14 protein-coding genes, 2 pseudogenes and 1 other annotated feature are annotated in these 13,393 nt (G+C 43.8%); of the genes and pseudogenes, 3 read left to right on the top strand and 13 right to left on the bottom strand.

Annotation, left to right across the window (positions count from 1 at the left end; genetic code table 11):
* Nucleotides 1-2 precede the first annotated feature (2 nt).
* The 4 genes and pseudogenes from AM506_RS19280 to AM506_RS23220 form a co-directional block, all read right to left on the bottom strand.
* Entirely contained in the window at nt 3-443 is a 441-nt protein-coding gene (locus AM506_RS19280; RefSeq protein ID WP_235576160.1) for a GNAT family N-acetyltransferase, read from the bottom strand.
* 15 nt (nt 444-458) lie between these two features.
* Nucleotides 459-1,128, bottom strand: a pseudogene (locus AM506_RS19275) (HAD family hydrolase).
* A gap of 105 nt (nt 1,129-1,233) precedes the next feature.
* On the bottom strand, nt 1,234-4,326 hold the full coding sequence (gene ileS / locus AM506_RS19270; RefSeq protein ID WP_060674409.1) for an isoleucine--tRNA ligase: 3,093 nt from the start codon (nt 4,324-4,326) through the stop codon (nt 1,234-1,236).
* A 47-nt stretch (nt 4,327-4,373) separates the two neighbouring features.
* Nucleotides 4,374-4,628 (bottom strand) — a binding site (T-box leader).
* A gap of 273 nt (nt 4,629-4,901) precedes the next feature.
* Entirely contained in the window at nt 4,902-4,991 is a 90-nt protein-coding gene (locus tag AM506_RS23220) for a putative holin-like toxin (RefSeq protein ID WP_219927342.1), read from the bottom strand.
* Nucleotides 4,992-5,308: 317 nt separating this feature from the next.
* Here AM506_RS23220 and AM506_RS22855 point away from each other — a divergent pair, with 317 nt between their 5' ends.
* Complete coding sequence (locus AM506_RS22855) at nt 5,309-5,461, top strand: hypothetical protein (protein ID WP_160316898.1); 153 nt, start codon at nt 5,309-5,311, stop codon at nt 5,459-5,461.
* A gap of 168 nt (nt 5,462-5,629) precedes the next feature.
* Here AM506_RS22855 and AM506_RS23215 read toward each other — a convergent pair.
* Nucleotides 5,630-5,764, bottom strand: a pseudogene (locus tag AM506_RS23215) (transcriptional regulator); the annotation flags it as partial.
* A gap of 22 nt (nt 5,765-5,786) precedes the next feature.
* On the opposite strand from AM506_RS23215, the gene AM506_RS22300 reads away from it, so the two are divergent.
* Nucleotides 5,787-5,972, top strand: a complete 186-nt coding sequence (locus AM506_RS22300; protein WP_235576159.1) for a DMT family transporter — start codon at nt 5,787-5,789, stop codon at nt 5,970-5,972.
* Between the two features lie 227 nt (nt 5,973-6,199).
* Here the strand turns inward: AM506_RS22300 and AM506_RS19260 are convergent, their stop codons facing one another.
* The 7 genes from AM506_RS19260 to AM506_RS19225 all read right to left on the bottom strand — a co-directional run bounded on the left by AM506_RS19260 (nt 6,200) and on the right by AM506_RS19225 (nt 11,032).
* On the bottom strand, nt 6,200-7,276 hold the full coding sequence (locus tag AM506_RS19260; protein ID WP_060674407.1) for a DUF3626 domain-containing protein: 1,077 nt from the start codon (nt 7,274-7,276) through the stop codon (nt 6,200-6,202).
* 36 nt (nt 7,277-7,312) lie between these two features.
* Complete coding sequence (locus tag AM506_RS19255) at nt 7,313-7,660, bottom strand: VOC family protein (RefSeq protein ID WP_060674406.1); 348 nt, start codon at nt 7,658-7,660, stop codon at nt 7,313-7,315.
* Nucleotides 7,661-7,688: 28 nt separating this feature from the next.
* A complete protein-coding gene (locus AM506_RS23210) occupies nt 7,689-8,579 on the bottom strand; it encodes a DUF3291 domain-containing protein (protein WP_235576158.1) in 891 nt (296 codons plus the stop codon).
* A gap of 359 nt (nt 8,580-8,938) precedes the next feature.
* Complete coding sequence (locus AM506_RS19240; RefSeq protein ID WP_060674404.1) at nt 8,939-9,283, bottom strand: DUF1048 domain-containing protein; 345 nt, start codon at nt 9,281-9,283, stop codon at nt 8,939-8,941.
* 1 nt (nt 9,284) lies between these two features.
* Nucleotides 9,285-9,623: a PadR family transcriptional regulator gene (locus tag AM506_RS19235; protein ID WP_060674402.1), complete on the bottom strand. Its 339-nt coding sequence runs from the start codon at nt 9,621-9,623 to the stop codon at nt 9,285-9,287.
* Nucleotides 9,624-9,825: 202 nt separating this feature from the next.
* Nucleotides 9,826-10,323: a hypothetical protein gene (locus tag AM506_RS19230; RefSeq protein ID WP_060674400.1), complete on the bottom strand. Its 498-nt coding sequence runs from the start codon at nt 10,321-10,323 to the stop codon at nt 9,826-9,828.
* A 43-nt stretch (nt 10,324-10,366) separates the two neighbouring features.
* Nucleotides 10,367-11,032 carry a Type 1 glutamine amidotransferase-like domain-containing protein gene (locus tag AM506_RS19225; RefSeq protein ID WP_060674398.1) on the bottom strand — a complete coding sequence of 222 codons (666 nt, stop codon included), beginning with the start codon at nt 11,030-11,032 and terminating at the stop codon, nt 10,367-10,369.
* A gap of 543 nt (nt 11,033-11,575) precedes the next feature.
* Here AM506_RS19225 and AM506_RS19220 point away from each other — a divergent pair.
* Nucleotides 11,576-12,010 carry a MarR family winged helix-turn-helix transcriptional regulator gene (locus tag AM506_RS19220; RefSeq protein ID WP_060674396.1) on the top strand — a complete coding sequence of 145 codons (435 nt, stop codon included), beginning with the start codon at nt 11,576-11,578 and terminating at the stop codon, nt 12,008-12,010.
* A gap of 219 nt (nt 12,011-12,229) precedes the next feature.
* Here AM506_RS19220 and AM506_RS19215 read toward each other — a convergent pair whose 3' ends face one another.
* Nucleotides 12,230-13,327 carry a flavin monoamine oxidase family protein gene (locus AM506_RS19215; protein WP_060674394.1) on the bottom strand — a complete coding sequence of 366 codons (1,098 nt, stop codon included), beginning with the start codon at nt 13,325-13,327 and terminating at the stop codon, nt 12,230-12,232.
* Between the last annotated feature and the right edge of the window lie 66 nt (nt 13,328-13,393).

Raw genomic sequence — 13,393 nt, 5'->3', positions numbered from 1 at the left:
TACTATAACTTCTTTTCCAGAATGATCTTATGCAAGCCTTTCGCATCTGTATACGTATCAATGACATCAAAACCATTCTTTATATTGAGAATCAGCATACTGCGCCATCTATTCATGGTTTTCGTTTGCACCACCGTATAGCCATGTTCTTTCAAGGTTTGATGCTGCCGTTTCATCAGCTCTTCCGCGATGCCCTGTTTTCGATATTCCGGATCCACGCCGCCCAACCAACTGTAAAAGATGTAGCGGTCCAGTTCATAGCCTATTTTATATCCCATGACTATGGAATCGTCCATCGCTATATCTATTAATATTTCAGGCTTATTGGCCATTTTTGTGATCAGGTTGTGCGAAGTTCCAAATATAGATTGATGTAATGTCACCATTCCATTCACGATAGGGTCTTCGGGTAATGAACGAAACTGATTGTAATGAATACTCAAGGCGTTGCCTCCTCATCAAGATAATTGTTTAGGAGTAAGATATTGTAACAGTTCATCCAACGATTGAATCTCTTCATCTGGCTTTATATCAGAATCGTTTTCCATTCCATCTGGATTGAACCATATACCCTTGAGGCCCTTTAACATCCTTCTCCAGATCATCCCCAACGAATAATGCGTCTTCCGGCTGGACTTGAAGCTTATTCAGCGCCAATTGGTATATGCGTTGATTGGGCTTCTCCAATCCGACTTCCTCAGAAATCAAAATGACGTCAAAACACTCATGTAATCGGGTAGTCATGATTTTCTCTCTTTGTCGATGTGTGGTGCCGTTTGTGATGATGGCCACTTTCATATGCTCTTGTACCCTCTTCACAAGATTCACGGTATGCTCACTGATCGAAAAACATTGAGGAAATTGTTGATTCCAGAATTCTTGAGGCTGCGGCAACCGGTATAACGGTGGAAATTCATCAAAAAACGCTTCAAATACAGCTGTTTTATCACTGACGCCGTAGTCTTTATTGTCATACATCTTGAACTTACGCAGCATTTCCGCTTTCAACGTATGCTCTACATTTCCATAACACTTTTCCAACATGATATGGAATATGTTATCCACTGCCTGATTTCGATCGAGTAAAGTATCATCTAAATCAAACAGCATAGCTTTGTACTCCTTCATATCTATCCCCTCCTCACTACCAATTATTTCAAATTATATCCAGTTACTCAAGATAATTTTATATAGAAGAGGGCTCACCCTGGTCTGGGTAAGCCCTTCGTTGCATTACTCTCCTACAAAGATCCCTAATCGATCTCCATCCAAATCGACTGTCTTCATGTTTTCTCTTTTCTCAAACGTCATGCTCTTGATTAGGAGACTGCCTTGCAGTAAATCTTCAAATTGCTTCACTACCTCTTTCATCAAATCATCCACATCCAACACAAGATCTACACGCTGTTCCACCGGCAGATTTAACTCTTTCCGGTATTGCTGAACGGCACGAACCAGTTCCCGGGCTTTGCCTTCTTTTCGCAGGTCTTCTGTGATGGTTGTATCCAGGAATACGCTGAACTGAGAGTTTGAAGCCATTTCCAAGCCTTGATGCGTTTTTTGGTGAACGATCAGGTCATCCTTCACAACCGAAACCTTCTCCCCATCAGAAGACTTAAATTCAACAAACCCTTGCTCTACAACCTTCTTCGCTTCTTCGGACGATAAGGTTTGTAAATGCTTCTGCACCACTCCTACCAGCTTCCCAAGTTTCGGACCGGCAGTCGGGAAATTCAGTTTCACTTCATACTGCACGGAATCTCCTGCATTGTCCTGCAATTGAACATTCTTTACATTGATTTCTTCTTTTATGATGTACTCATACTTCTGAAGTCGCTCTGTATCTTGTTTGCTACCAACCACCGTAAGCTCTGATAGGGGCTGCTTCGTTTTGATGCTTGTCATATTCCGGGCGGACCGGGCAAGTTCGACGACTTGTAGTACATGATCCATTTCCATTTCAAGCGCTGAGTTGATCTCATCTAGATTTGCTTTAGGAAAATCGGCCAGATGGACGCTTTCACCCGTCAGGTTCATATGGATATCTTCTGCGATGAACGGCGTGAATGGTGCCAGCAACCGGCTTACACTTACCAATACTCTATTTAACGTGTGGTACGCCGCAAGCTTATCGTCATTCAATCCTTCGCTCCAGAAGCGTTCACGTGACCGGCGGATATACCAGTTACTCACCTGATCAACCAGGACGGTTAACTCCCTGGCTCCGGCAGTAAAGTCATATTCATCTAAATGTTCCGTTACGCTTTTGATCACGGAATTCAGCCGTGATAACATCCACTGGTCAAGCAGAGAAGGAGTTCCGGCTTCGTGTTTTTTAGGATCGAAACCATCGATCACAGCATACAGGGTATAAAAGGAATGCACGTTATTCAGCGTGTCCACAAGCTTCGATTTTGCCTGACTGACGACGTTCTCCGAGAAGCGTTTATTATTCCAAGGAGCACTGTCTGCGAGCAATGCCCATCTGAGAGCATCGGCCCCAAACTTATCGACAAGCTCCATTGGATTCATGACATTCCCTTTACTCTTGGACATTTTCCGTCCGTCTTCATCGAGGATGTGTCCGAGTGACAAGACCCGCTTATAAGGAGCTTTACCTGTGAAGAGTGATGAAACCGTCAACAGGCTATAGAACCATCCCCTCGTCTGGTCCACTCCTTCTGCGATCACATCTGCCGGGAATTGTTGTTGGAATAACTCTTCATTCTCGAATGGATAGTGATATTGGGCAAACGGCATCGAACCGCTGTCAAACCAGACATCGATCACTTCTTTCGTCCTCTTCATTTCATGTGAGCAGGAAGGACATTCTACGGTCACTTCGTCGACATACGGTTTATGAAGCTCAAGCCCCTCTCTCCACCCGCTTTTCGCATGTTCTTTCAGCTCGGCAACGCTTCCCGGCACAAATTGATGGTCACAATCCCCGCAAACCCAGACGTTCAGAGGTGTTCCCCAGTAACGGTTCCTGCCCAGGTTCCAATCGACCATATTTTCGAGGAATTTGCCGAAGCGGCCATCTTTCATATGATCCGGATACCACTCGACGGATTGGTTGTTCTTGATGATCGTGTCTTTCATGGCCGTCGTCTTGATGAACCAGCCTTCCATCGCGTAGTAGATGAGCGGTGAGTCACAACGCCAGCAGTGTGGATAGCTGTGTTCGTACTTCTCCTTGGAAAAAAGAAGATTGCTGTCCGCCAGCATCTTGATGATCTTCACGTCGCTGTCCTTTGTGAATTCCCCTTGGAGAGGCTTGAAATCACTGGTGTAACAGCCTTTTTCATCAACAATATTGACGAAATCCAATCCGCTTTCTTTGATGGCATTGTAATCATCTTCCCCGTGAGCGGGAGCCAGATGAACGAGGCCGGTTCCGCTGTCGTCCGTTACAAACCCTGCTGAAATCACTTCATGGCCACGCTCTAGCGAGAGATTGTTGAAAGGCGGATGATACGAGACCCCTACAAATTCGCGTCCTTTATGTTCACTGACCAATTCAAAGTCGTCCCCTAGCACAGTTTTCACAAGGTTTTTCGCCAGGATATACGTCTCTTCCCCTCGTCTCGCTTTCACGTAATCGACGTCTTCATGGACGGCAAGGGCGACGTTTGACGGAAGCGTCCACGGTGTCGTCGTCCAGCCAAGAAAGTACTCATGTTCTTTTCCTGCTACCTTGAATTTAGCCGTCGCAGAAAGATCTTTTACATCCTTATACCCTTGGGCTACCTCATGGGAACTGAGGGACGTTTGGCAGCTCGGGCAGTAAGGGACGACCCGGTGCCCTTGATAGAGCAATTCTTTCTCATGGATCTTTGAAAGGATGTGCCAAACGCTTTCGATATAGTCATTTTCAAGGGTCACATAAGGGTCATCCATATCCACCCAGTATCCGATTGCTTCAGTAAACGTACGCCACTGTCTTTCATAGTCGAACACACTTTTTTTACATTCATCAATGAATTTCTCAACGCCGTATTCTTCGATTTCCTGTTTACCGGAGACGCCGATTTTCTTTTCCACGCCCAGTTCAACCGGCAGTCCGTGTGTATCCCAGCCCGCCTTTCGTTTCACTTGATATCCGCGCATCGTTTGATACCTGGCGACGAAATCTTTGATCACACGCCCAAGGACATGACCGGCGTGCGGCAGACCATTGGCTGTCGGGGGACCTTCGTAGAACACAAATGTTCTTTCCCCTTCACGGTTGGCCACTGACTTTTCAAAAATATGATTCGAATTCCAGAAATCCTGGATCCGCTGCTCCCTATCTACCGACTTTTCGTTTACATTTACCTTCTCCATGTCATCACACCCTCATTTTTTATAAAAAAAACTCGCCCCTAACCTAAGTTAGGGACGAGTTTGAACCCGCGATACCACCCTGATTCTGTCTATAAACCATTCATCGGTTTAGTTGACAGCGCTCATGCAACGTACAATCATACGCGTTCCTTTTAACGGCGGAAACCCGTCAAAGCTTAAAGTACCTTCAGCTTTGCTTCTCGGAGAGGATATTCAATATGATCTGAACGTTGACTTCCACCAAATCGCCAACTCTCTGTAGAACAGACTCCATACCTACTTGTTCTCGTCATGGAATGTAAGTGTTATGTTACAAATAATCTATACGAAACAGGTTAAATTTGTCAATACTTTATTTTATTTTTGACTGAAAATGGTCCATTTATTCACTATTCTTTACTAACGAATGGAGTTATGTATATAATAAAAGTAGTTAAGTACACTAAAAAAGGAGCCCTGACGGCAATCAGGACTCCTCCACAACATAAACTGCATGAAAAGTGCAGCGGCTCACTTTAGAGTCAATCGAAACAGAAGTAATCATCAATGATCCTCATGAGCGGTGGGGACGATGGTTACTTCTTTTTTTGTGTAACCGCGACAATTGCTACAATCAATGTTCCAAAGGCAATCATGATTTGTAATACATCTCCTACAGCAATCATTAGCGTATCACCTCCCTTCACTTGGGAGTGTGAGCCGCTACCCCATCTTCCGTATTATGTTGTGTCCTTCCATTATACCACAGGCAAACATGCGTTTGCTCCCTACCAAATGGACCGGTTTGGAAATTTGGCGGGGTTTGCCCCTTCCATTCTTAGAAGAATAATTTATGGTGAATTTCAACGAAGACGAGTGGTTTTATAAACAAATTCCATCTCAATCGCTTATGAATAGCATATTAAATGTTTTATAGTAAAAAAGTAACGGTAAAATATACTCTGTTCACTGAGCATGGATCGATCTTCTTCAAGGAGAGAAAATGAAATATAACCTCGGGGATATTGTAGAATATGAAGATGAGTTGTACACGATATTCTGGATCTATGATTCTGAATACGTGGAATTGAGTTCGGAAGAGAAGCAATGTGTGTTGGCGAAAGCAGATGAAATACGGTTGGTTAAAGCGAAGTAAACAAAACAGTATAGGGATAACTGAAAGAACGTGATACTTACAGGATCATCCATCTCAGTGGACCTTTATCACCTGTCCGGCAAAGAAGTGTGCTCGGGCTTTTTTAAAAAAATGCAGATAATAGCTCAATCACCTACATTGACATATCGAGAAAAACCGATTAGTATCACCACCTTTTTCGCTCATATTTTTTGATAAGTGAGCGGACGGCTTATCAAAATGTTTATGCGGTTCTTTCAGCCACTGCAAAATATTCAAGCGTGTTTCATTGGATAATGCTTTGAATAAATCGATTGTATTCATGGCGTAAATACCGATCATCGGAGTGACGGCAGCCAACATTTCAACCGTGATCGGACAGCTCATTGCCGGCATGGTCATTGATCACTTTGGCTGGTTCGGCGGCGTAGAAATTTCAATGGACCCGAAGCGATGGCTCGCTTTGGTGAGCATGATGCTGGCCCTTTATTTCGTGTATAAAGGGAATACATCGGAGAGACATGTAAAGTAACATGAAAACAGATCTGTCCCCTGGATTTTGGGCCAGATCTGTTTTATTTACAGGATACACTCCAATGAAAAGATAGAAAGGTCTTTTCTACGATTGGGGTTTTATCATTTTTGATACAAGACTGCTCGGCGTGATGAAAAGAGTATTCATTTAATAGTACACAGATCAAAATCATACTTAAGGCGATAGCAGTCACGTATGTTTTTTTCACCTCAGAACCACCTCAATTACTTCTCCTTTGGTCTTCCGTACTTCACCAGGACATGCCACAACAGCTTCAATTCCTGCAGCACGTCTTCATAAGTACCCCGATCACTCCAGGAATCTGGATTTCGTTTCAAACTCATGACGGCTGACCCGATTGTGTGGGCATCAATCCTATCTTTATAAGCGATCCGCTTTGCCAGGGAGGGCATAGACGATCCCCTGAAATCAGAAGGGATATCCTTTACATGAAGGACAAAACCCATATGCCATTTAAAATCGATGGAATACTTGGAGCACATTTGCTCCAGAGTTTCACCAACAGTCGTATCCTTAAAGGATGGATCGGCAACCAACACATCCACATTTTCTTTCAGAGAAATCGCACCATGAATCTGTGATTCTATGTAATGATTCAGGTTTCGATTGGCCTCGTGTCCTATCCTGCCATGTTCCAGATGATTCAATACATGATGAATGAACTTCGTCGGAGTCAAATTCTTTTCTCCAAGCGCAAAATCTCTTAAAAATATTTCTTCCAAAAGAGCAGCCATAATCATATTAAACTCTTGATACGTCCCCTTCTCAAATAGGTTTTGATGGGAGTCCAGATATGTAAAGGTTGAACGGGATGATACGTTAGGGCTCAGCAAAAAATAGCATGACCCAAACCGCGGAGAAGGACCATCCGGATGTAACATCAGATTCAATGCCCCGTACTTTGGCCGTTCGCTCATCAATGTACCGTTCGAGTGGTAAGCTCCTCCAAACATACTCTCTTCCCACCTATCCCGGTCACCACCTGTATGGGGGGACACCTTCCCATTCGATATGAATGTTTCGAACTGACTCTTGTATTCCCCATGTTCAAGAAGGGCCTGTGCAACGGTCTTCATCGTGGAAGTCGGTCGATCCGGATGGAAGTGCAAACCGATCTGAGCATGACTTTTAATATGATGAACTGCCTGTTCAAACACCTCACCTGAAATATTGGACATGTTCAAAATATGTTGAATGGTAGCCTTCGCATCCGCTTTATGCTTACGGGCATAGGCCGTAAAATAATCGATTGCCTGACGCTGTGACGAAGTTAACCCCATAAAGATCCGACTCTCCTAACCGTATGACTTCCACCATTATTTCTCCCAAAGCTCGATCAGTCTGCCATCAGGATCTTTAATCCAAATAAACTGACCAAATTCACTCACTTCTTTATCCTTTGCAAGGGGTACACCCACCCGTTCAAGATGTTCCATCGTTTCGTTAAGATCATGTACTTGAAAATTCAACATTACCTGCTGTTCTGTCGGGAAATATGGGTCGTCTTCTTTGAAGAAAGAAAAAATCGTCTCATTTTCCGGATCAGGTTTAATCATGGTTCCGTTCCAGTCCCCCATTTCAATCTTCAACACTTCACCGTACCATTTCTTTAAAGCATCCAGGTTTTTCGTTCTCCAGAAGATTCCTCCGAATCCTTTTATCATCTAAAATCGCTCCCTTTTGTTTTCTACTTTATTTTATCGGTTCTTCAATTTCTCTTATAACCATCCATTTTCCATTCATTATTCTCCAATTTTCAATTGTAAATAATCGTGCTACTACTTCCTCTTCTTTTACAATTAATTGTTCATAGAAAACTACTGCGTTCTCGCTATTCCTTAATCGAATGACTCTATTTTCAAACCTTTTTTCTGCCCCTGAAAAATGGCTGACCGATTGTTTCATACCATCCATAGCTTCTAATTTGTTAAAAAAAATGGGTTTATCATTTCCACTATTAAAAAATGCTACATAGTAATCCTCTGCCATTCTTTCAACTGAAGAGGTGTCACCCGAACTCATCGCATGACTCCAATCCTTGATAAAATCATCGTGCATTTTGGTAAAGGCATTATAGCGGGTTTGCAAGTTAAGCATGTAAAAAACCTTCTTTCTGTTTTTCTTCAGAATACACAGTTTTCCACTCTCATCAAATGCTTTCTTTAAATCAAACGCAAAAGGAGTAGCTTGATGTTCAAGATAATAATGGTATCTCGTAAAAGCTTCCTCCCACGAGACATCCTTGACCTTCTCTGTCCACCAGACTACATACGAAGAATGTTTCCCATCATCAGGCTCCATCCATTTGTTCCTGTTCCTCAGTGCCTGACTGTGCTTCCCCGCATATGTAAAGCGATATAAGGATTGCAGGCTATTCCATACCGTTAATGTCAGGACGGGGTAACCACTTCCATCTCCTTCTTCAGGTAACGAAACACCGCCTGATGAAAACTCTTCGATAAGATGTCCTGCTACATAAGCCTGACGCATCACTCTAAATCCCACGTCATAAAATTCACGAGATGCCGGATGGTCATACGGGTGAGCTAACCTGCCAACAGTATAAATTGAAACGAATGCCATACACATTCCTCCCATAATAGTCTTTTTATAGAAACAGGACCGGGATCTAAGTCAATTATCATACTAAATGTATTCCATTCCCCTTCCAATTCTTCCTTCTATTTGTGCAAAATACTATTTGAACATTAACTCATTCATTCTAACGACAAAAAAGACACAAAAGTCCGATTGGCTACTAAAAAGTAATACCATGCCCTTTTGCGTCTATTTGTATTACAGCACTTACGTAAATACTCCGTCACAGCCCCCTTATCCCTTCTACGGTTTTCCTCACCATTCAAACCAGTAATAAGTACCACTTACTACTGTGGTAAAAAAAGAAGGAATACATGAAAAGAAAGCTATTTATCGATCGAATATCACCGTTGTTCTCGGCTAATCGTATCGTTCAACTTAGCTCTATGCTTGTCGGTCCAAGTTTCCGATCCCTTCACTAAGTCATCACAGAAAGCGGCTACGTTCTCACCTGTGAGGTCAGTGACTTTCTTCCCGTCTGCAGCACCCTCCTCGAATAAATCGAGAATTCCATTAAAAATTCGACTCGTGTCCTTCCAGTCGGTAAGACCACCAGCAGTCCACATATATTTCTGGATCGCCTTGTAGGCATTGAGGTACTCACTTGGCAATGTCTTCGCACGGGCTTCCATCGCTCTCCATTCACGCTTGTCGGCCATACTTCCAGTAATCTTTTCAATAAATTTCATTTTATCCTCTCCTTATGATGTCTTTTGTTTTAAGTTCGTTCATTTTGCTTGAAAGGAATTCCCATTTCCCCCAAAAAATCTTGAGCTTCTCCTGCCCTGCTTCATTCAGGGTGTAAAATTTCCTCGGTGGCCCTACAGTGGATTTCTTCTTTTCGATATTTACCAGATCGTTTTTTTCAAGGCGCATGGTAATGGTGTACACGGTGCCCTCCACCACATCCGTGAAGCCAAGTTCCCTCAGCTGCTGCGTGATCTCATAGCCATACGTTTCACCACGGCCGATGATTTCAAGCACACAGCCTTCAAGAACCCCTTTCAGCAGTTCTGTGAAGTTTTCCAAACATTCACCCCCCGTATTTATACTCCGTACTAAGTAATACTAACTACCACTATATAGTATGACGAAGTAGTGGATGGTGTCAACCCAATTTATAAAAGCTGAAGATGGATTGTTATATCTTCAGCTTTTGACTTGTTTATTTAAGGGGATTTTCATATACTTCGGTGCTTTTCATAGCGAGTAGTCCTTACCAACTGAAATTTTATTGAAAAGACTCTGCCATTTGAATCAACTGTGTTTTACTAACTTCATTTGGGGTTAATTTAGGATAATAGATTACTTCGTAGTACATTTCATCTTTCCAGGTAAGGACTCTTCTACCCGAGTCATTCGGAATGAATTCTCCATAAAAATCACTACCAATTTTCACTCTTTCGATTTTGTCTTTTGCATACTCTGGTTTTGATGAAGAAATTCGGATATCCATCATATTTATATCAGCGTTTAATAACGACATTTCTGCTTCCTGTTGATCCCCTCCAACTGAAAAATCCGTGACCTTCATTTCAGCAAATGGAACCTGAGTTGGCGTCTTGAATTCAAATGTCATTTGGCTTGCCTTTGGAGTGTAATGTAGATCGTACATCCTGCCACGTAGCTCTGACCAGACAAATATGATCGTGATTATTGAAGCAAATAATATGGCAGTGAATATTATTTTCCGTTTAGTTGCGTTGAGTAATCCTATCCTGTTAATCATTGACCCACCTATCATATTTATTTTTTTGAAGAGGTATCAACTCTTATGAAAACAGTCTCCAATTCCCCTCCGAAACCACTTCGACTTCTCCATCCACAACTTTAATGGCAGTCTGATTATCGATTGCATACGCAGGACCCTTCATGCCTCCAGCCCATCTCTCTGCATCAGCCATCGTGTTTTCCGGCAGCATCTCGTGATCCAGATGCGGGAATATTGAAAAATCAACCATCCCGAGGGCTGCATCCCCGCCGTTCGGAGGATTCCAGCCAACGAAGGCTTCTCCAATGTTAGGCGCCATCACCATGCTCCCTGCACTCATTCCTACATAGACTGCGTTCAGCGACGGCAAGAGATCCGTAAAGCCGGATTGCCGCATCCAGTGAGCCAAGTAGAGAGCATCGCCGCCCGACACAAGAAACACGTCTGTTTCCTTTACAAGCGGTACCCATCGGTCTCTATTAATGCTTGGCAGTGCCGTGAGCTCCAGCACACCAACAGACTTCCATCCCAGATCCACCATTGGATTCTCAGAATTCCCGCTGATGAACTCCCATGTTCTGACGCCTGGCCCTACCCAAGGGTGTCCGTACATCGCGGTGGGGATGCATAGTGCGGTGGAATCCTCGATCGGTTTGTCGAGCATCGTAACCAACGCCCCGTATATGCTTTTGTTATTGACGCCTGCGGATGTGAGCAGTAATTTCATGATTTCATCTCCTTGAATGGTGAAATTGGTTCTATCCTCAAGAAAGCGATCCTTTGATTGTACTAATTAGTCCTCTACCATCAACCTATCCTGTTGGTTCAATAAGGAATTCAACAAAAAGGGCCGTTAATCCTGCTTAGATTAATGACCCCCTTTATTGGAATATACAAGCGCATTTCACCTTACCGTACTAGCAATCCCTCCACATATTCTCTCTTTTTAACTACTCTAACCTCCATCTCATAACTTTGAAAAAGGGTATAGAGCAGGAATCATGCGAGATTTAAAATTATCGTGCAGGATTTAGGAGTATCATGCAGCTTTCCTAGTAATCGTGCGAGTTTTTATGAAATCAAGCGAGAAATTTGATAATCATGCCGAAGTGTCGAATTTTCTTTATCCGTGTGTGTACCACAAGCACCTAATAAAATGAGAAAAGTAGAGCTAGAACCGTCCTCATTCTACGCATTCTACGTTGCTTATGTTGACAATCTATTCCTCCCTGTGTTAATTTGTATATGCAAATGAAAGGGTGTTGATCTAATGAACGAAGAACAAGACGACGTTCTGATGCACTGCTTATACTTCACGGCGAGCCGTTTTTCCCGGAGCATCACGAAGCTTGCTGAAAAATACCTGGATGCCGGCGGACTTGCTCCATCGTATTTTTATATGATAATGGTCATTCACTTCAAGCCAGGGATCACACAGAAGGAACTGTGCCACAAGCTGGCCATTGCCCCTTCCACCAGTACACGTTTCATCGATAAATTGGAAAAGAGAAATATCGTCCTGCGCAAAATGTCTGGCAAGCAAACGTTCATTTCTTTAACCGATGAAGGCGAAGAATTGTATCGGGAGTTCCGCGTATCAATCAAGGAGCTGTTCGATGACTATTCCCAAACGCTCGGGAAGGATTTCAGTCTGGATTTGAGCCGGATGCTCCATGAGGCAAGTTTGAAGCTTGAAAAAGAGTGATAGAGTTAAATCGCTCTTTTTTTACCCCTTCATTTGCATATACAAATATAAAACTATTGAAGGAATTCATGATGAATAAAACGATTGTGATTATTGGAGCCGGTAAAGGAATCAGCTTCGAGACAGCTTTATTCGATATGCAGATTAAAGGGGCCCTTGAGGTTGTGTACTAAGAAGCGTGACAGATAAAAGCCATCACCGTGCGGGGTGATGGCTCTTTCATTTGTAAGCATTGGCGAAGAATTGCGAAACTGCACGCTCAGCTGATAAGAGCGCACCTTCAAGATGACCGCCGTTTTCTGCCGCGGTTTCGGTCGCGGAAAATAGGATCTTCTCTTCCCATATGCCAGTATTCCCCGGTGGGCCATATTCAGGAAAACTTTTCAGCGTGGCGCCATCTTCGGCCACCGCAGTATGTTCCTCAGTCGCCCAATCTTTGTATAGGAGTGAGATTGGCTTACTTGCCTGCTTACCGAACAGACGGATCAGCTGTTCCGTTACAAGATCTAATATTTTGTCCTCCCCCAGCTCCCTGCGCGTGGCAGCCGGTATTCCGAAGAATCCAAATAGAGCACCTGCCCCATTATATGGTGAGGCGTCATGTATTTCCTGAAGCGGACCTGCCCAGCTCGTGACCTGACCGGAAAGCCCCTCTTCACGCCAGAATGGGCTTTCATAAACAGCCACTGCCTTCGCTTGTCCCGCCATCCAAGTCGGTTTTTCAAGCAGACTTTTCATGAGTTCTTCGGGAAGAGAAGGTGTGAATGCAAGACGTCGGGCCACAAGCCGTGGTGGCATTGCAAGAATCACAGCTTCTGCCTTCCATTCCTTCTTCCCGCCTTGCTCATATGCTTCGACCGTAATTTCCCCTACGTTATCCATTCGGATCTCCTCTACAGTTGTATTCAACTGAACAGTCCCGAAAGGAAGAGTATCATAGACGGCATCAATGAGTGACTTCACACCGCCATTCAGCCTGAAAGATCTTTGCACTGCCCCTTCCGGCAACACATGACGTTGCGGGATAGCGTTTTCTGACTGCTCATAGAGAATGGCTCCCTCCGTATGCTGAAGGAACGTCTGTAAACCTAGTTCCTTTACAAGACGAGTGATGACCTGCTCATAGTCCGGCCAGAACCACGTCGGTCCGAGGTCGAATTTCGCAAGGTCCGTCCCTCCGATGGTCTCGCTTACCACTCTTCCTCCGATCCTCCCCCGGGCTTCAAGGACCACACACTCGACGCCTTTCGAGTGGAGCAGGGAAGCGGCCCTGAGACCGCTCAGGCCCGCTCCGACAATGATCACAGGTTTCTTCATGCTGTAACCTCCCATTCTCTTTATAATATAGAGTAGTGTAGCAGAAGGGACGGACTTTTTCATTCA

The organism is Rossellomorea vietnamensis (genome assembly GCF_001305855.1).
In the GTDB taxonomy this organism is placed as follows: Bacteria; Bacillota; Bacilli; order Bacillales; family Bacillaceae_B; genus Rossellomorea; species Rossellomorea vietnamensis_A.
Note: the sequence above shows the minus strand (reverse complement) of the source record. Positions and strands in the feature narration are given on the sequence as shown.